Source organism: Stenotrophomonas sp. 10N36, from assembly GCF_056395005.1.
In genome coordinates, this window is record NZ_JBFTIS010000029.1 from 14,078 (window position 1) to 33,640 (window position 19,563).

At 67.6% G+C, this 19,563-nt stretch carries 12 protein-coding genes; 2 read left to right on the top strand and 10 right to left on the bottom strand.

The window, feature by feature from the left end:
* The first annotated feature begins 1 nt into the window (after nucleotide 1).
* Complete coding sequence (gene mtnC, locus AC1DCJ_RS19240; RefSeq protein ID WP_141058329.1) at nucleotides 2–700, top strand: acireductone synthase; 699 nt, start codon at nucleotides 2–4, stop codon at nucleotides 698–700.
* A 304-nt stretch (nucleotides 701–1,004) separates the two neighbouring features.
* Here mtnC and AC1DCJ_RS19245 read toward each other — a convergent pair whose 3' ends face one another.
* From AC1DCJ_RS19245 to AC1DCJ_RS19270, 6 genes are all read right to left on the bottom strand, one after another.
* Nucleotides 1,005–3,650: a beta-mannosidase gene (locus tag AC1DCJ_RS19245; protein ID WP_478071693.1), complete on the bottom strand. Its 2,646-nt coding sequence runs from the start codon at nucleotides 3,648–3,650 to the stop codon at nucleotides 1,005–1,007.
* A 195-nt stretch (nucleotides 3,651–3,845) separates the two neighbouring features.
* The gene (locus AC1DCJ_RS19250; protein ID WP_478071694.1) at nucleotides 3,846–5,039 is read right to left on the bottom strand and encodes an AGE family epimerase/isomerase; all 1,194 of its coding nucleotides are present in this window, start codon (nucleotides 5,037–5,039) and stop codon (nucleotides 3,846–3,848) included.
* The gene (locus AC1DCJ_RS19255; protein WP_478071695.1) at nucleotides 5,036–6,028 is read right to left on the bottom strand and encodes a carbohydrate kinase family protein; all 993 of its coding nucleotides are present in this window, start codon (nucleotides 6,026–6,028) and stop codon (nucleotides 5,036–5,038) included. The genes AC1DCJ_RS19250 and AC1DCJ_RS19255 overlap by 4 nt, the downstream gene beginning before the upstream one ends.
* 7 nt (nucleotides 6,029–6,035) lie before the next feature.
* Nucleotides 6,036–7,346 (bottom strand): L-fucose:H+ symporter permease, encoded by a 1,311-nt coding sequence (fucP, locus tag AC1DCJ_RS19260; RefSeq protein ID WP_478071696.1) that lies wholly within the window; start codon nucleotides 7,344–7,346, stop codon nucleotides 6,036–6,038.
* Nucleotides 7,347–7,390: 44 nt separating this feature from the next.
* A complete protein-coding gene (locus tag AC1DCJ_RS19265; RefSeq protein ID WP_038692249.1) occupies nucleotides 7,391–8,437 on the bottom strand; it encodes a LacI family DNA-binding transcriptional regulator in 1,047 nt (348 codons plus the stop codon).
* A gap of 105 nt (nucleotides 8,438–8,542) precedes the next feature.
* On the bottom strand, nucleotides 8,543–11,008 hold the full coding sequence (locus AC1DCJ_RS19270) for a GH92 family glycosyl hydrolase (protein ID WP_478071697.1): 2,466 nt from the start codon (nucleotides 11,006–11,008) through the stop codon (nucleotides 8,543–8,545).
* Between the two features lie 618 nt (nucleotides 11,009–11,626).
* Here AC1DCJ_RS19270 and AC1DCJ_RS19275 point away from each other — a divergent pair.
* The gene (locus AC1DCJ_RS19275) at nucleotides 11,627–14,716 is read left to right on the top strand and encodes a TonB-dependent receptor (RefSeq protein WP_313426128.1); all 3,090 of its coding nucleotides are present in this window, start codon (nucleotides 11,627–11,629) and stop codon (nucleotides 14,714–14,716) included.
* 209 nt (nucleotides 14,717–14,925) lie between these two features.
* Here the strand turns inward: AC1DCJ_RS19275 and AC1DCJ_RS19280 are convergent, their stop codons facing one another.
* The 4 genes from AC1DCJ_RS19280 to AC1DCJ_RS19295 form a co-directional block, all read right to left on the bottom strand.
* A complete protein-coding gene (locus tag AC1DCJ_RS19280) occupies nucleotides 14,926–15,657 on the bottom strand; it encodes a copper homeostasis protein CutC (protein ID WP_478071698.1) in 732 nt (243 codons plus the stop codon).
* 2 nt (nucleotides 15,658–15,659) lie between these two features.
* On the bottom strand, nucleotides 15,660–16,658 hold the full coding sequence (locus tag AC1DCJ_RS19285; protein WP_478071699.1) for a glycosylasparaginase: 999 nt from the start codon (nucleotides 16,656–16,658) through the stop codon (nucleotides 15,660–15,662).
* Nucleotides 16,659–16,713: 55 nt separating this feature from the next.
* Complete coding sequence (locus tag AC1DCJ_RS19290; protein WP_051598834.1) at nucleotides 16,714–17,718, bottom strand: glucokinase; 1,005 nt, start codon at nucleotides 17,716–17,718, stop codon at nucleotides 16,714–16,716.
* Nucleotides 17,719–17,890: 172 nt separating this feature from the next.
* Complete coding sequence (locus AC1DCJ_RS19295) at nucleotides 17,891–19,489, bottom strand: calcineurin-like phosphoesterase C-terminal domain-containing protein (protein ID WP_478071700.1); 1,599 nt, start codon at nucleotides 19,487–19,489, stop codon at nucleotides 17,891–17,893.
* Nucleotides 19,490–19,563 lie beyond the last annotated feature (74 nt).

The following is a 19,563-nucleotide window of genomic DNA, read 5'->3' on the forward strand; positions in this document are numbered from 1 at the left end:
CATGCCGCATCCAACCGTCATCCTCACCGACATCGAGGGCACCACCAGCAGCATTTCGTTCGTCAAGAACGTGCTGTTCCCCTATGCGCGCAAGGCCCTGCCGGCGTTCGTCGCCGCCCATGGCCAGCAGCCGGAGGTGCGGCGCTGGCTGGACGCGGTAGCCGTGGAGATCGGCGGCGCCTGTCAGGACAGCCTGATCGTGGAAACGCTGCAGGGCTGGATCGACCAGGACCGCAAGCACACCGCGCTGAAGGCGCTGCAGGGCATGATCTGGGAAAGCGGCTACCGCAACGGCGACTACAAGGCGCACTTCTATCCGGAAGTTGCGGCGGTGCTGAAGGGCTGGCATGCCGAAGGCAAGCCGCTGTACGTGTACTCGTCCGGTTCGGTGCCGGCGCAGAAGCAGTTCTTCGGTTTCAGCGAGGCCGGTGACCTGACCGGGCTGGTCTCGGGCTGGTTCGACACCGAAGTGGGCGGCAAGCGCGAGGCCGACAGCTACCGCCACATCGTCAAGGCGATCGGCGTACCGGCAGGCCAGATCGTGTTCCTGTCCGACGTGGTGGAAGAGCTGGACGCCGCACGCGAGGCGGGCCTGCAGACCCGCCTGCTCGATCGCCTGGACGACTACCCGCTACCGCGCAGCGGCGAAGCGACCCACGGCCACGACCGCGTCGAGAATTTCCAGCAGATCACGCTGTAGAGCGGGTAGACCCGACCGGTAGAGCCGAAGGGTAGAGCCGACGGGTAGAGCCGACTGTTAGTCGGCTAACGCCATGCCGATCGAAGAAAAGCAGCCGACTAACAGTCGGCTCTACCGTCGGCTGACGCCATGCCGATCGAAGAAGAGCAGCCGACTAACAGTCGGCTCTACCGGGTCGGCTCTACCGGGTCGGCTCTACCCGTCGGCTGACGCCATGCCGATCGACGAAGAGCAGCCGACTAACAGTCGGCTCTACCGGGTCGGCTCTACCGGGCGGATCTCGCCATGCCGGTCGCCCGTCGCGTTACCTTGCCTTCGTATCCGCAAGCGAGGTAAAGCGCAGCGCATCACGCAGCGTGTCCAGGTCCGCCTCACTGCGCAGGCGGATGGTGACCGTCTCGCCCGGCACCAGGTCCAGCGCGTTGTCGTCCAGGGTGGCATCCAGGCCGTCGAAGTCGATCCACAGGGCACGCACCAGCTGCGGCGCACGCAGGGTCAGCACGACACCCTCGCCCTCGGCGCGCAGCGTGCTGTCGATCTTCACCGGCGACAACGCCAGCGCCTTGGCCGCCGCGAAGTACACCACCTGCCGCGACACCACCTGCGTGCCGTCCAGCAACTCGACCACCGCCACCGTGCGGGCTGGATCGGCCCCCTCCAACAGGTCCGCATCGGCGAACCGGCCCACCTCCAGCGCGGACAACGGCGGCAAGGCCACCGTATGCCGCTGCTCACTGCGCAGCGCGCCATCGAGATCCATCACGCGCAACCGCCACGTCGCCTGCAGGCCGTGCTGGCGGTCGTTGAGCAGGCTTATCCGGGTCATGCCGTCGTCGCGCAGTGCGGCCACGGCCTGGTCGGCGAAGAAGCGCTTGGCATGGAAGTGCAGTGCCTTCCAGCGGCCTGCGTAGTCGATGCTGGACCACGACGCACCCGGCCACACATCGTTGAGCTGCCAGTACAGCGAGCCCATGGTGTACGGCCGCGACGCGCGGTGGTGCAGCGCGGCCAGCTGGATGCCGTCGGCCTGCATCACTTGGCTGAGGTACACGAACGCCGGGAAATCGCGCGGCGTGCCGTACTCCTCTTCGATGTACTTCAACAGGCGCTGGTTGCCCTCGCCCGCCATGAATTTCTGGTGGGCGCGCACCGTGGCGCTGTCCACCTGCTGCTCGGCGGCCGGAATGATGCCCTCCAGCGTGCGCAGCGACGGCCATGCCTGCAGCCCGTATTCGGACATGAAGCGCGGGGTCTCGCGCAAGTACGCGGTCACCGGCAGCGCCGGGTTCCCCCACACCTGCCAGTAGTGCTTGTCGCCCCGGCTGGAATCGTTGGCCTTGTCGTCCAGGTCGTTGCTGGGCGAACTGGACCAGTACGGCACGCCGAGCCCTTCATCGGCCACCACCTGGCGCAGGTCGTTGCCGAACAGGTCCACGTAGCCCTGCCATACCTTCGCCGCGAAGGCCGGGTCGGCAGCGGTGAGGTCGCGGCCATGGCCCCAGTCTTTCCAGGCGGTTTCTTCCTCGTTGTTGCCACACCACAGCACCACGCTGGGGTGGTGACGCAGCCGGCGCACGTTGTCGCGCGCCTCGGCCACCACATTCGCGCGGAACGCCGGATCGTAGCCGGGCTGCATGCCGCCGCCGAACATGAAGTCCTGCCAGACCAGCAGGCCCAGCTCGTCGGCGATGTCGAAGAACACATCGTCCTCGTAGTGGCCCCCGCCCCAGTTGCGCAGCATGTTCATGTTGGCGTCGCGCGCGGCGGTGAGCTCGCGGCGGATCCGCGCGGCATCCACCCGCGCCGGGAACATGTCGAACGGGATGACGTTGGCGCCCTTGGCGAAGATCGGTACGCCATTGATGACGAACGCGAAGCCCTGCCCGCCCTGGCGGTCCACTTCACGGCGCAGCTCGACGGTGCGCAGGCCGATGCGCTGTTCGATCCGGCGCGCGTCTGCACCGCCCGGTGCCAGGGTCGCCCGCACGGTATAGCGCGCCTGCTCGCCCTGCCCCGCCGGCCACCAGCGGCGCGGCTGTTTCAGCGCGACCGGCACGGTAATGGCGTTGTCGCCGAGCTGCAGCGAGGCGTCACGATCGATACGGGCCACTGACACACCGTCCGGATCCAGCACCTCCACGCGCACCGCGGCAACGCCAGGCGCGGCACTTTCCACCTGTACGGTAATCGCCAGATCGGCATGCGCGGCGTCGAGCGCGCGGGTCTGCACGGCCAAGGTGGTCAGGCGCTGCGCATTCCAGCTGTCCAGTTGCACCGGGCGCCAGATACCGGCCGTCACGTAACGCGGGCCCCAGTCCCAGCCGAAGTGGTAACCCGGCTTGCGCACGAAGTTGCCGACCATCGCGTCTTTGGGCTCGTCGCCGTACGGCGAGGGGTAGTTGCCGGCGATCTTGTGCGGCATCGCCTGCACGCCCGGCAGCAGCGTGGTGATCGGGGAGCGCAGCACGATGCGCAGTTCATTGCCGGTGGCACGCAGCCGGCCGTCCACCCGCGCGCGCCACGTGCGGTGGCTGTTGTTGGCCTGCAATAGCGGCTTCCCGTTCAAACTCACCGTGGCAAAGGTGTCCAGGCCTTCAAACGCCAGCTCGGCATGGGCGCGTGCCAGGGTGGCCGCGTCCACGTCGAAGCGGGCGCGGTATTCCCAGGCAGCCAGGCCGATCCACTGCAGGCCCGCCTCGGGCGCGCCCACGTAGGGATCGGGGATCAGGCCCTGTGCCAGCAGGTCGGTATGCACCGCGCCCGGCACCTGCGCCGGGCGCCACTGTTGCAGGCCGGGATGCGCGGCACCGCGCGCGTCTCCGGGCAGCAGGCGGAATGACCAGTCTGCCGCCAATGGGGCGGCCGCGACGGGCAATGCCCACGCGGCCAGCAGGGCCAGCAACAGCCAGCAGGCCGGTGCGACGACATGGAAATGGCGGTATGCGCGCATGGGGGCCTGCCTGGTTGTGGGAGCAGCCGACCAACGGTCGGCTCTACCGGGTTTGGGGTAGCCGACCAACGGTCGGCTCTACCGGGTTTGGGGTAGCCGACCAACGGTCGGCTCTACCGGGGTTTGGGGCAGCCGACCGACGGTCGGCTCTACCGGGGTTTTGGGGTGGCCGACCGACGGTGGGCTCTACCGGATTCAGCGGACCACGTTGAGCACTTCGTAGCACGCGCCCATGGTGTGGTAATCGGTCTTGCCGGCCGGGCTTTTCTCGTCGCTATAGGAACGGTTGTCCGCATCCAGGATGCGGTACCAGGCGCCGTAGCGGTGGTCGATCATGTGCTGCCAGGCATAGCCCCACAGCCGGTCGTACCAGTCCCAGTACTGCGCCTCGCCCGTGCGCTTGGCCAGTAGCGCGGCGGTGGCCAGCGATTCGGCCTGCACCCAGAAATACTTGTCGTCGTCGCAGACGCTGCCGTCCGGCGCGAAGCCGTAGTACAGGCCACCGCGCTCGGCGTCCCAACTACGCGCCACGGCCACATCGAACAGGTGGCGGGCGGTGGGCACCAGCCAGTCGGCCTGCACATGGCGGTCCAGGATCAGCAGCAGCTTGGCCCACTCGGTCTGGTGGCCAGGCTGGAAGCCCCACGGGCGGAACAGGTGCTTGGGATTGTCGCGGTTGTAGTCCCAATCGATCTGCCACTGGCGGTCGTAGTGCTCCCACACCAGTCCGTCAGCCTGGGCGGCCTGGCGGCGGGTCATGTGGTCAGCCAGCAGCAGCGCGCGTTCCAGGTAGCGCTGTTCGCCGCTGGCCTCGAACGCGGCCAGCATCGCTTCGCACATGTGCATGTTGGCGTTCTGGCCGCGGTAGTCGCTGAAGGTCCAGTTCGCGTCCGCCTCGTCCTTGTACAGGCCGAACGACGGTTCCCAGAAGCGCAGTTCCAGCAGCTGCCAGGTTTCGTCCATCCACCCGCGGGCGTCGCTGATGCCGGCCTTCAGCGCACAGCTGTAGGCCAGCAGCACGAACGCCACGCCGTAGCAGTGGTTGGTGGCGTCTTCGACCACGCCATCGCGCAGGGTCCAGGCGTAGCCGCCGGTGGCCGGGTTGCGGTGCACCTGGCGCAGGTAGCGCAGGCCGTGCTCGACCGCCGCCAGGTCCTCGGGCTTGCCGAACTCGCGGTAGGCCATCGCGTGGTTGAACACGAAACGGGTGCTGCTCACCAGGTGCTGGTGGCTGGCGTCGTACACGCTGCCATCGTCACGGTAGTAGTGGAAGAAGCCGCCGTTGGGGTCGATCTCATGCGGCTGGTAGAAGGCCATGGTCTGCGCGATATGCGCGCGCAGGAACGCAGGCGAACGGAAATCGGGGGTGGGCGGAACCGGCGTGGTCATGCGGCGTCTTCCTGTTGCTGCAGCAGCTGTTGGACTTCATCAAGGCTGGGCATGGCGGCGAACGCGCCCTTGCGGGTCACGGCCAACGCACCCACCGCGGCACCGAAGCGGATGGCACCGGTCAGGGCGGCCGGGTCCTGGCAGAACGTGGCGAAGGCACTGCCGTCGCCGCCGCGCTCGCCGATGCCGAACAACAGCCCCCCCACGAACGCGTCGCCTGCCGCGGTGGAATCCACCGTCTGCACGCGGAAGCCGGTGAGCACGCCCTCGGTGTGGCGGGTGTGCCAACGGATCGGGGCGGCACCGTCAGTGATCACCACCGCCTGCGCCTGCGCGCCCAGCAGCCGTGCAATCACCGCGTCGCCGCCACCCGCGTGTGCGGCGGCCAGGTAATCCAGTTCCTCACGCGACAGCTTGACCAGCTCGGCCAGCTGCAGCGCCTCCCACAACCGCGGCAGCGGGTCCACGCCGGCCGGCCACAGCGCGGGGCGCAGATTGAGGTCGATGCTGACCATCGCACCGGCGGCGCGCGCGCGGCGCATGCCGTCCAGCGTGGCCTCGGCGATCTCCGCTTCGGTCAGGCTGTTGGAGCACACATGGAAACTGCGCGTGCCGGCGAAGCAGTTGGGATGGAAGTGGCTGCTGCGGAACAGCAGGTCCGCGGCCGGCGGCCGGTAGAAGCTGAAGCTGCGCTCGCCGTGCGCGTCCAACGCCACGAACGCCAGCGCGGTCTTGGCCGCGTCGGTGCGCACGATGCAGTCGGTGGCCACGCCAGCGTCGGCCAGACTCTCGGCAAGGAAGTCACCGAACATGTCCTGGCCGAGCATGCCGGCGAAATGGGTGTCGGCACCCAACCGTGCCGCCGCGACGGCGACATTGGCCGGCGCACCACCGGCGTATTGCAGGAACGCGCGCGGGGTGGCCGGCGTGGCCGGCGGTTGGGCAAGTAGATCGATCAAAATCTCGCCGAAACAGACAATCTTGCTCATTCGGGCCTCAGGCTCCCTGGCGGAATGCGGCGTTCGGGCGCGAACCCGACAGGCCATAGAAAATGATGTAGCCGTAGCAGACCAGCGGCAGGATGAAGGACGGCTGCAGCCCGATGTGGTCGGCCAGCACGCCCTGCAGATACGGCACCACGGCGCCGCCCACGATGGCCATGATCAACAGGCTGGAGGCCTTGTTGGTCAGCGGTCCCAGACGCTCGATGCTGAGCGCGAAGATGGTCGGGAACATGATCGAGTTGAACAGGCCCACCGCCACCACCGAATACAGCGACACGTGACCCGAGCCAAGCATGGTCAGCGCCAGCAGCAGCACGTTGACCACCGCGAACAGGGTCAGCAGCAGGCGCGGCGAGAACCGCGTCATGATCGCCGAGCCGGCGAAGCGCCCGATCATCGCCAGCGTCCAGTACGCCGACACGTAATGGGTCGCCTGCTGCTCGGTGAAACCACCGATGGACGGCATCGACAGGTAGTTGACCAGGAAGCTGCCGATCGACACTTCGGCGCCCACGTAGAAGAAGATCGCCAGCACGCCGAACAGCACGTGCTTGTGGCGCAGTGCATCCATCAGGGTGTGCGTGCCACTGTCGCCCTGTTCGGTGGTTTCGGTCAGTGCCGGCAGACGGAACAGGTAGACGAACACCGCCAGCAGCGCCAGCGCGATGGCCAGGCCCACATACGGGCCCTGCACCGACTGCGCTTCCTGCACGCGGTAGGCGATCTGCTCGGCCGAGGGCAGCGCGGCGATGTCATCGGCGCTCTTGACCGTATTGCCCAGGATCAGCAGCCCGCCGAAGATCGGCGCGATCGCCGTGCCCAGCGAGTTCAGTGCCTGGGCCAGGGTCAGCCGGCTCGATGCAGTCTGTTCCGGCCCCAGCAGTGCCACGTACGGGTTGGCGGCCACCTGCAGCACGGTGATGCCGGTGGCCAGCACGAACAACGCGCCCAGGAAGGCTTCATACACGCGCAGTTCGGCGGCCGGCCAGAAGCCGAGCGCACCGACGGCCGCGATGGCCAGGCCCGCCACGATGCCCTTCTTGTAGCCCAGGTGCGCCACCAGCCGGCCGGCCGGCAGCGACATCAGGAAGTAGGTGCCGAAGAAGGTGAACTGCACCAGCATCGCCTTGGCGTAGTTCAGCTCGAACACCGCTTTCAGATGCGGAATCAGGATGTCGTTGAGGCAGGTTAGAAAGCCCCACATGAAGAAGATCGTGGTGGCCACGGCCAGGGCCATGCGCGTGTTGACCACGGGCGCGGACGATGACGAGGCAGGCAGTCGGGGCGTTGGAGAAATGGGCATTCAGGTACGCGCCTCGTTGCGCGGGCAGGTAAAGGGAAACGCCATCACGCAGCCACCGGGCCGCTGCTGGCGCGGATGCGCAGTTGTACGGGCGCCACGGTGCGTTGTGGCGCGGCATCGGGATGGTCCAGCCGCTGCAGCAGCAGTTCGGCCGCCTGGCGGCCCCGCTCGCGCGGGTTCACGGTAAGCGTGGTCAGCGGCGGCAAGGCCACCGCCGCTTCGGAGATATCGTCGAAACCGGTGACGGCGAAGTCCACGCCGGGGCGCACCCCGCGCGAGGCCAGGCCCAGCATCAGCCCGAGCGCAACGCTGTCGTTGTAGCAGACCGCCGCGGTGGGCGCCGGCACGCGCGCGAACAGTTCTTCGCTACGCGCGGCCGCTTCCAGGCGGCTGGGCGCCGACTCGATCAGCCAGTCCGGATGCAGCTCCCTGCCCGCTTCGGCCAGTGCCTGCGCATAGCCCAACCGGCGCTGGTGGCAGGAACTGGAATCGGCATGGCCACCGAAGAAGGCGATGCGTTCGTGCCCGCGTTCGATCAGGTGGCGGGTGGCCAGGTAGGCCCCCTGCTGGTTGTCCAGGGTGAGGAAATCCCAGTCGGCACCGGGCGGCTCGCGGTTGAACAGCAGCACGTTGGCGTTGAAGCCCAGTACCTGGCGCAGTTCGGCCGCATCACTGCCTTCGGCCGGCGACAGGATCAACCCGGCCGGGGTGTGTTCCATCAGGGTGGTCAGCACCGCCTGCTGCCGCTGCGGCGATTCGCCGGTGCTGCCCAGCAGGGTCACGAACCCCTTCGCGCCCAAGGCCTCGTCCACCCCGGAGGCGAATTCGGCGAAGAACGGGTTGGACAGGTCGTTGATCACCAGGGCCACGCTGGACGAGGTGCGCCGGCGCAGGTTGGCCGCGCCGCGGTTGTAGACATAACGCTGGCGGCGAAGCTCGGCCTCGACCTTGGCACGGGTGTCGACATTCACCAGCGGGCTGCCACGCAGCACCAGCGACACGGTCGCCCGCGACACGCCGATCGCTTCGGCGATATCGGTCACGGTGACGGCGCGCGTGCCCTTGCCCGCTGGTTTGACCTTGTCATTCATGGTGTCTGCCCGGTCCTTGTCATCCGGCAAGCGTAAACGATCGCATCGGCAAGCGGACCGCGCCCCTGCAGGCAGCCAGATTGCGACCAACGCCGATGCAACGGTTCATTCCAGCACCGCCCCGGGGGTGGCACAGAACGAACGCGGCAGCGCCTCGACCTGGGTGCCCCAGCCACGGGTGGGGGCCTGCGTGCCCAGCGCGAAGTCGATGCGACCGCCCTGCTGCAGCCGGTTCCAGTCCAGCCACACCGGGGCGTGCTCCTTGCCGTCCACGCGCACGCCCTGCACGTACTGCAGCGCGCGCCCATCGGCGCCGGCGGCGGCCAGGGTCAGCGTGCGGCCGGTGCCCAGGTCCACCTCCACCTTGTCGAAGCGCGGGGTATGCAGCAGGAACTGGCCGCTGCCCGGCACCGCCGGGTACAGGCCGATCGCGCTGAACAGGTACCAGGCCGACATCGTGCCCAGGTCATCGTTGCCGGTCACGCCGTTGGGGGCGTTGGTGAACAGCTGCTGCGCGGCACGCACCACGGTGGCGGTCTTCCACGGCTGGCCGATCAGCGTGTACATCCACGGCGCGTGCAGGTCCGGCTCGTTGTTGGGGTTGTAGCGGTACTGGTTGTAGTAGCTGTACGGGCCCACCACCCATTCCTTGCGCGCGGCGGTCAGCGGCGACTGCACCAGCGCGTCGTAGGCGAAGAACGCATCCAGGCGCTTGCCGGCCTGTTCGCGGCCGTGCATGGCCTGCACCAGCCCCGGCACGTCCTGCTGCGCCAGCCACTGGTACTGCCACGCGGTGCCTTCATGGAAGCCATGGTGCGAACGCGGGCTGTAGTGGCCGTCGGAGGGCACGTACCACTTGCCGTCGTCCATGCGCGGACGCGGGAAGCCGCTCATGCCGGTCTCTTCATCGCGCACCTGCGGGTCCCACACCTTGTGCCAGTTGCCGCCGCGCGCGCGCAGCGTGCTGGCGTCGTCGGCATGGCCCAGGCCATCGGCCATCTGCGCCAGCGCGCAGTCGGCCAGGGCGTATTCCAGCGTGGCCGAGCCGCCGTGGTGCGGATCCACGTCCATGCCCTTGGAGGGGAACGCGCGGTCGTAGGCGACGTAGCCGTTGTCCACGTAGCCGGGGTTGCCCGACCGGCCGGCATGCCGCGAGTTCAGCGGCGGCTGCTCGAAGGCGTTGCGGCGCAGCGCGGTGTAGGCCTCGCCCTCGCGCCCGTCCAGCGCGCCGAATCGCCACAGGTCGACCAGGAACGGGGTGACCGGGTCGCCGGTCATGATGTTGGTCTCGAAGTTGGCGTACCCCCAGCGCGGCAACCAGCCGCCCTGCGCGTTGATGGCCAGCAGGCTACGGCCGATGTCACGCGCCACCTGCGGGCGGGTCAGGGCCAGCCACTGGTTCTGCGCGCGGTAGGTGTCCCACAGCGAGAAGTACTCGTAGTAGGTCCAGCCGTCGGCGCGATGGATCGCATCGTCGTAACCCCGGTAGCGGCCGTCGGCATCGCTGCCGGTCAGCGGCTGCAGCAGCGCGTGGTACAGCGCCGAATAGAACACGGTGCGGTCGTCGCCGCTGCCGCCGTGGACGCGCGTGGTGGCCAGTTCACGGCGCCACTGCTGCTGCGACTGGCTGCGCATCTGTTCGAAGCCCAGCAGCTTGCCGCCCTGCATGCCCTCGCTGCGCAGGTTGTTGCGCGCACCTTCTGCGTCCACGTGCGAGATCGCGCTGATCGCGGTGACCGCGCGGTTCTTGCCGGTATCGAAACTCAACCAGGCGCCGCTGGGCTTCTGTTCGCCCTCCATGCGGTGGCGCGCGCCCGCCAGGCCGCCTTCTTCGCCCCAGGTGCCAAACGCCTTGAACGGGCGGTCGAACTCAATGCGGAACCAGGTGGTGTACTGGTGGCCACCGCAGAAGCTCTTGGTGACCAGCTTGCCTTCGACCACGCGATCACCGACCACGTCGATCACGCTGCCGATCACCGAATGGCGCTCGTTGGCCTGCCCCACGTTGACCAGCACGTGGCCGGTGCCGGCGTCGACCGGGAAGGTGTAGCGCTCGGCGGCGGCACGGGTGCGCGCGGTGGCTTCGGCATCGATGCCGCCGTAACCGGTCAGGCGCACCTTGTAGTAGCCGGCCTGGCCGATCTCGCCGTCGTGGGTGTAGGTGGACGCGTAGCGCTTGTGGTCGAAGCTCTTGGCATCGTCGGTGTTGAAGTCCCCGCCCTTGCCGATGCTGCCGGTGACCGGCAGTACCGACACCTGGCCGCCCTGCTCCCAGCACCCGGCCCCGGACAGGAAGGAATGGCCGAAGCCGCGGATCTTCGGGTCGTCGTAGCGCCAGCCGGCGTAGTGCTCGCCGATCGGGCTGACCTGGATCAGGCCGAACGGTGCCGACGCCCCCGGGAAGGTGTTGCCGTCATCCTTGCTGCCGATGAAGGTGTTGACCTCGCGCTCCAGCGCAACCGGGGCGGCGGCCTGCAGGACCGGCGCGAAGGCCAGCGCGAGCAGGCAGGCCAGGCGCGGCAGTGGGCGGCGCAACGGGGTAACGGCGATGACGGACGGCAGTCGGCGCATGCGTGGATCCTGTGGGTCGATGTCGGTACGGCAGACGGAAAAAGGCACGGCGGATGCCCGCCATGGCGTGCCAGCCATTCCCCCGCTGGCACCGGTCCAGATCCACGTTGGCGTGAATTTAGATCGATTCAAGTAAAGCACGGAGATTTCGGCGGATGCATTCTGCGGCGCAACATGGCGAGCTCGTTTTTCCATCTGGGATGCTGCCAGGCCCGCCGTTCCGGCCCTTGGTACGGGTGGCTGCCTTTCGCCGGTTGCCACAGCTCCAGCAGCAACCCGCTTCTCACGGCGGGACGATGGACCACCGGCTCCCGCCTCCGCCGCCCTGCGCAAGAAAACGTTTTCAGTCCTCCGACGTCATCAGCCCGGTTCCCGGCCCGCCTTGGCCATATTGCGGAGCAGCATGCTTCCCTGCCGAACCCGTGCTAAAAATTCCCCGCCAATCGTTTAGATCGATCCAACTTCAAACGGTCACGATTGCCGGAGCGGTGGGTGGGGGCCCACCAGGCTGCATGCGGGACGCACGGGAGCTCAGCGCTGGCAACAGCCCTCCCAAAACATTAGATCGATTCAACAACGTATCGCCACCGTTTCAATCCAGGAGAGGGAGAGAGTGGAATGAACAAGATGTCCCGCATGCGCAACCGCGACACGCTGTCGGCCGCCATTACCGCCGCGCTGTTCGCCGCCGCGATGGTGCCCGCCAGTGCCTTCGCACAGCAGGCCAGCCCCGCTTCGTCGCCGGAGGCCACCACGCTCGACGCCGTGACCGTCACCGGCTATCGCTACGCCATCGAAAAGAGCCTGCAGCAGAAGCGCGACGCCAACGCCGTGGTCGAAGTGATCACCGCCGAAGACGTCGGCAAGTTCCCCGACAAAAACGTGGCCGATGCGCTGCAGCGCGTGCCGGGCGTGGTGATAGAACGCAGCGGCGGCGAAGGCAAGACCGTCAGCGTGCGCGGCCTGGCGCCGGACCTTACGCTGACCCAGTTGAACGGCAACTACGTGGCCACCTCGGAAACCAACAACGAGGCCACCCGGTCGTTCAACTACACCCTGCTGCCGTCCAACATGCTGTCCAGCGCCGAGCTGTTCAAATCGCCGGAAGCGCGCATCGACGAAGGCGGCATCGGCGGTACGGTGATCCTGCACACCCGCCGCCCGCTCGAGATGGAAAGCAACTCCGGTTACGTCAACCTGGAAGGCACCTCGTCGGACACCAGCCACGACGTCGACCCGCAGGCGTCCGCGCTGTACTCCTGGCACAGCGAAGACGAGCGCTTCGGCGTGCTGATCGGCGCCACCAAGCAGAAGCGCACCAGCCGCACCATGCAGGTGAGCACTGAAGACTATCAGTGGTATGGCAACGGCACCGATGCGGTGGATGCCAACGGCAACGTGCTGAGCCAGGATGGCATCCACTATTGGTGGGGCCAATCGGGCTTCAACGACCAGAGCGGGCGCAACTACAGCGAGTTCTTCATGCCCACCTCAGTGAACTTCGCCGTGAAGGAGGAGAAGCGCGAGCGTACCGGCGGGCAGTTCACGTTCCAGTTCAAGCCGATCGACAACCTGACCCTGACCGCCAATTACTTCCGCTTCGAGCTGGAAGGCAACTACACCCAGAACATGCTGAAGGTTCCCGAATGGAACCTGGCGCGCTTCAACGGCGACGGCAACTGGGCCGGCGGGCGCCTGCTCAACGGCATGAGCTTCGACCCCAGCGGCAGCATCGTCACTGGCGCCCAGTACGAAAAGCTGGCCGGCAAGACCTACTACTGCAGCGAAGAACAGGCTGCCGCCGCCGGCATGGCGCCCGGTGGCTGGGGCCCGGATGATTGCACCATCCCCACCCCGCAGTTGACCGGCACTTACAGCAAGGAAAAGGCGCTCTCGCAGACCGCTGACCTGACCATCGACTGGGACATCAGCCCGCTGTGGAAGGCGTCCTTCACCGGTGGCCGTACCTGGTCCGAAGGCGGTCCGTCGATGAACTTCGGCATGTCGGCAAAGCCGCGCCGCCAGGTGGACGGCGTGTGGCAGTCCGGCAACAGCTACACCGCCTGGGACCTGACCGGCACGCCAAGCGTGACCTTCTCGCCGAACCTGCAGGACCAGCTGATGGCTGGCGTCGCCGAGATCGACACCGGCTCCACCGGGTCATCGTGGATGCAGACCAGCGTCAAGCAGAACTACTTCCAGGCCGACGTTACCAAGATGTTCGAAAGCGGCTGGCTGGACTCCATCCAGTTCGGCGCCAAGTACCGTGATGGCGAAGTACACCGCAACACCGGCAACACCTACTGGGTGTGCAATGGCAAGGACCCGGCCGACTACGACAACAACCGCTACCAGGCCGGCTGCGACTCCACCGCTGGCGTCGCCCAGCCCGGGTTCTTCCTGTCCAACCCGATCAGCAACATTGCCGGCGGCTTCAACGCCAATGTATTCCCGGGCATCAACTACCCCGCCTACATCAACTACCTCAACGACAAGTACGGTGGTTCGTACAGCCGCAAGGAAGACGACTTCGTCTACAACGTCAACGAGAAGATCTACTCCGGCTACTTCCAGGCCAACTTCCGTACCGAGCGCCTGCGCGGCAACGTCGGCGTGCGCGTGGTGCGCACCCAGCAGTTCGCCGAGTCGAGTGATTCGGTGGAACGCTTCAACGACTATTTCCAGGACAACGCCGCTGGCGCGCCGATGGGCTGCAACGACCCGGCTGCCGCCCCGCTGATCGCGTCCAACACCGGCTACGTCTGCCAGAGCGGCTTCGTGCGGCTGCCGGACGGGCTGGCGCGTGAGAAGACCTACGAGTTCGCCTCGCTGGACCGCACCTACACCGACTTCCTGCCGAGCTTCAACATCGCCTGGGACATCACCGACAACCTGGTGCTGCGTGGCGCCGCGTCGAAGGTCATCGCCCGCCCGGGCTACACCAGCATCGCCGCCCCCGGCAGCCTCAGCTATGTGAGTGAGGAGTACAGCAACGACCGTCGCGTCGCCGGTGGCACCGATACGCCCGGTTGGTACGGGCATGGCAGCAACAAGAACCTGGAACCGTTCAAGGCCACCCAGTACGACATCGGCCTGGAGTGGTACTTCAAGCCGGGTGCGGTCGCCGGTGCGGCCCTGTTCCGCAAGGACGTGGGCAACTTCACGGTGCCGGTGGTGCGCGACCAGCAGATGACGGTGGGCGGCCAGACGGTGACGGTGCAGAAGTACGAGACCGAAGCCAACGCGCGCGATGGCGTGTCGCAGGGTGTGGAGCTGTATGGCCAGTACACCTTCGACATGGGCTTTGGCGTGCAGGCCAACTACACCTACAACGACACCAACCTGGCCTCGATCGTGCTGGACGGTGAGGAAATCGGCGCATCGCCGCTGGTGGGCAGCGCCAAGAACCAGGCCAACCTCACCTTCTTCTACGAGAACGAGAAGTTCCTGGCACGCGCCTCATACAACCGTCGCGGCGAAGTCGTCGGCGGCTTGAACAACGGCCTCACCCAGTACTCCGAGCCGTACGACCAGCTGGACCTCAACGTGGCCTACAACTTCACCGAAGCCCTGACGTTCACCGCCTCGGTGCTGAATGCCACCAAGTCCGAACAGCGCATCTACCTCGGCGGCGACAGCAAGGCACGCCTGATCTCCAACACCTACACCGGCCGCCAGCTGTACTTCGGCGTGAACTACAAGTTCTAAGCATCACCCGCCCCCGCCTTCGGGCGGGGCAACGGTCCTCCACGGCAGCCGCGCTGGTACAGGCGGCTGCCGTTTTTTGTGGTCGCGCGGGATGCATCCACGCCTCCGGTAGAGCCACCCCAWGGGTGGCTGTCGCAACCGTCGGTGGCTACACGCGGTGGCGGAACCAAGAGCAGCCACCCATGGGGTGGCTCTACCCGCCTGATTCTTCAGATCCGGTCCAGCGCGGCGCGCAGCGCGGCGACTTCTTCGGCGTCGGTAACGGTCCAATCCGGCGACAGGCCGACCAGGGCCGGGTTGTGGTGGCGCATCGCCGAATGTTGCACCGCCTTGGCCGATGCGTGCAGTTCAACGCACCCCGTACGTGCGGCCACCGCGGCGATGTTGCGCGCATTGAGCCCCGCGCCGGCCATCACGCCAATGCGCGCGTTCGACTGCGCCACCAGCGCCGCCACCCTCTCCGCGCCCGCTTCGGCACTGGCCTGGCCGCCCGAGGTCAGCACCCGCTGGCAGCCCAGCGCGATGACCTGCTCCAACGCGGCGTGCAGATCGCGTGCGGCGTCGAACGCGCGATGGAACGTCACCTGCAGCGACCCGGCGGCCGATACCAGCGCCTGGCACAGCGCCGTGTCCACGTTGCCGTCGGCGTCCAGCGCGCCAATCACCACGCCATCGCAGCCCAGCTGCCGGCACTGGGCGATATCGCGCAGCATGATCTCCGCCTCGATCGGGCCATAGTGGAAGTCGCCGGGGCGCGCGCGGATCAACACGAACAGCGGAATGCGCAGGCGCTCGCGGGCCACGGCAATGCTGCCGTAAGACGGCGTGGTGCCGCCCTCGGCGAGGTTGTCGAACAGCTCAATGCGATCGGCGCCACCGGCCTGCGCGGCCAACGCCGAGGCGACCGAATTGGAGGCGATTTCCAGCAGCCGCCGCGCCATGCTCAGGTCTGCTCGCTGGTGTAGACCGATGCCGAATCACGCAGGTCGTCCTGGCGATCCTTGTCGCATACCGCGTAGACGAAGCCCCGGTGCAACGCATACGCACCGACCTGCCCGTGCTTGTCCAGCGCCAGGAAGCAGACCTGCAGAGTCTTGCTGGCCTCGGGGCGCTTGCGCACCAGCCGGGCGATCGCCTCACGGCAGGCCTCGGCCGGCGAGCGGCCCTGGCGCATCAGCTCCACCACCAGGAACGACGCGGCGTTGCGCATCATCTCTTCGCCCACTCCTGACGCGGTGGCGCCGCCCACCTCATTGTCCACGTACAGGCCGGCGCCGATGATCGGGCTGTCGCCGACCCGACCGTGCAGCTTCCAGGCCATGCCGCTGGTGGTGCAGGCACCGGCCAGGCGGCCGTTGGCGTCGATGGCCAACATGCCGAGCGTGTCATGGTTGCTGCTGTCGCCGGGACGCCCGCGGCGCTCGACGTTGATCTCCGGCGTGTACTGGGCGGTCTTCAACCAGTCGCGCCACGCCTTTTCGGCCGCCGGCGTGAGCAGCTTCTGGCGCTCGAAGCCCTGCGCGACCGCGAACTGCTGCGCGCCCTGCCCGACCAGCATCACGTGCGGCGTGTTTTCCATCACTTTGCGGGCCACCGACACCGGATGCAGGATGTCGGTGAGCGCTGCCACCGAACCACAGCGGCCATCGCCGTCCATGATGCTGGCGTCGAGGCTGAGCACGCCGTCGCGATCGGGATTGCCGCAGCGGCCCACGGTGGGGTTGCACAACTCGCTCTCGGCCCAGCGCGCGCCGGCTTCAACCGCGTCCAGCGCGCTGCCGCCGCCGGCCAGCACTTTCCACGCCGCCTGGTTGGCGCCCACGCCAAAGTCCCAGGTGGACACCACCCGCGCGCCACCGGCTGCCCGCGCACCGGCGCGCGGCAAGGCCAGCGCGCCTGCGGCCAGTACACCGGCCTGGAGGAACTGCCTGCGATCGGTCATCCCACCCACTCCCTGCAAGATTGGTCATCGAACCGCCCGCTGCCGGGCGGACGCGTCATGCCACGGCGCGTTCGTGGCGCGCAGCGTGCCATACCGCCGCACCCAGCATGCCCAGTTCGCCATGTTCCACCCGCCACACCGGCACCTGCGCCAGCACCCGGCCCATCACACCCTTGGCCAGGAACCGCGCCTGGAAGCCGCCCGCGTGCAGGAAGTGCGCGATGCGCGGCGGAATGCCGCCCACCAGGTACACCGAGCGCGCACCGAAGGTGATGGCCAGGTCGCCGGCCAGGCTGCCCAGCCACGCGCTGAAGACCTCCAGCGTTTCCACTGCCACCGGGTCGTCGCCCAGATGCGCGGCGGCAATCAGCTGTTCGGGGGTGTCCCACTGCGGTGCCACGCCGCGAAGGCCGCACAGGCAGGGGTACAGGTTCATCAGGCCGCTGCCGGACAGAATGCGCTCCTGGTCCACGTGCGCCCAGCGCTGCTGCATCTGCCGCAGGATCTCCAGTTCCAGTGCGGTGCCGGCAGTAAGCGCGGCATGGCCGGCTTCGCTGGCCAGTACGGGTTGGTGCCCGCCCTGGAAACGCAGGGCCGCGCCGAGCCCGGTGCCTGGGCCCAGCACCAGCGCCGGCCAACGCGATGCGGTGTCAGGCGCGCCATTGAGCGGCACCAGGGTATCGGCCTGCACATGCGGGATCGCATAGGCAACCGCTTCGAAATCGTTGATCAGCGCCAATGACCGCAGGCCGGCCTGGGTGCGCGTGTCGGCCACCGACACTGGCCACGGCAGGTTGGTGTTGACCAGGTGGTCGCCTTCCAGCAGCCCGGCGATCGCCACCACGGCGCTGTCCAGCGGCTGCCCGGCGCTGGCGATGAAATCGGCCAGGATCGCGGCCAGGCTGGCAAACGCGGCGCAGCTGTAACGGCGCAGGCCAACAAGCTGCGGCGGCTGACCGGCGCGCAGTTCGGCCACGGCCAGGCGCGCGAACGTGCCACCGACGTCGGCCACGAGCAGCGTTTCAACAGACGATTCCCGGCCGGGCGTCAGCAAAGACACATCGGAAGGGGCCGGAGACTGCTCCGGAAACGGTACCGCAACGCTCACTCGCAGGCCTTGGCTGGGGTCGAATAACCCGGTGCGATTTTCGGCGATCGCACCGGGTTTGCAAAGCAGGTCGCGCCGTACAGCAGCGTATGCAGCCGCTGCGCCGTGCGCGGCAGGCGCCCCATCAGGGCTTGCCGACCTGCAGGCGATAACTGGTGCTGGCCGACGCGGTGGGGCCATCGGCATGCACCGCGCGCACTTCCACCTTGTGCTCGCCGGCGGTCAGGTTGGTGGGCAGCGCGCCGCGCCACAGGTGCGGCGACGGCGTGGCTTCAGGAGAGCGATCGAAACCGCGCAGGTGCTCGGCCTGGTCGTCGGCCACGTTCTCCACCAGCAGGCGCGGGTCGGGCTGTTCCACCCGCTTCATGGTCTGCCAGGCACCGCTGTCCACGCGGTATTCCACCAGCGTATCGGCCTGGCCCATGAACACATTGGCGTACACGCCCCACGCCGGGTAGGCGTCCTTGCGCAGCACCTTGGGCGCGTGCAGGGCAATCTGGTAGTCATCCGGCGCGCGGGCCACGTAGTAGCGCAGTCCGTAGTCGCCGCCGGGCTTGACCGACAACACGGCATAGCCGTTCGGCGTGCCATCGCTCATGGTGGCATCGGGGATCCCGTTGCTGTCTTTCACGCCCGACCAGAACGCGCCACAGGCAGCGCCCACGTTGTACTCATGCAACGGTTTGCTGCCCTGCCAGCCCTCGGCGGCGCCATGGTAGTAGTGCTGCTGGGTGTGGCTGTGGCCGCTGAGCACCAGCACGTTGGGGAACTCCTTGAGCAGCGCGAACAGGCGCGTGCGGTCGGCGTGGCGGAAGGTTTCGCGACCGGGCGCGGCATCGAACAGCGGGATATGCATGCCCAGCACCACCAGGCGGTCGCGCGGCAGGCCCTTCAGGTAGTTGCCGAGGAAGGTGAACTGGTCCGGGCGCAGCCCGCCCACGTAGCTCGGCTTGGCGGCAGGGTCGTAAACCACGTCATCGAGGAACACGAAGCTGGCCCCGCCCTCTTCCACCGCGTAGGTATCGGGCCCGTACACCGCGCGCCAGCTGTCCAGCGAGTGGCGGTCATCGCCGGCGTCGACATCCAGGTCATGGTTGCCCGGCACGTGGAACCACGGCACCTGCAGCAGCGCGGTGGCCTTGTTGATGGTCGGGTACAGGTCCAGGTCGTCATTGACGATATCGCCGAGCGTGGTGCCCAGCCGTGCCGGATGCTTGCCGATGATGGGGTCGACGATGGCGCGCTGGTAGTAGTCGATGTCCTGCCGGCTGGCGGTCTGCGAATCGGTGAACACCAACATCTCGAACCCGGCGCGGGCGGCATCGCTACCCTTGGCCGGTTCCAGCGCGAAGTCCCAGTTGCGCACGTTGCTGCCAGTGGCACGGATACCGTCGTACTTCAGCCGCGGCGAGCCCTGCGGCGCGTAGTGGCGCCAGTACGAGGGCAGCCCGTTGCTGGCGGCCGGGAAGCGGTACTCATCGGGCTTGATCACAAACACGGTCTGCCCGTCGCGCACCGGCAGGCTGTAACTGCCGTCGGCGGCGGTGCGCACGATCACCTCGCCGTTGGACACCTGCACCCCGGCCATGCCCGGGTCGGTGGGCCCGCGCCCGGGCTTGCCGTCGCGCTCCTGGTAGACCTTGCCGGTCACGGTCACCTCGGCGGCCAGGGCGGGTGCGGTAGTCAACAGCAGGCAAGCCAGCCAGGCAGCAGTGCGGGTCATCGGGACGGTCCGTTCGGGGTGGGTGATTGTAAAGCGGCACATCATCGCTTGTGCCGCGTTTCACCGACGTTAAA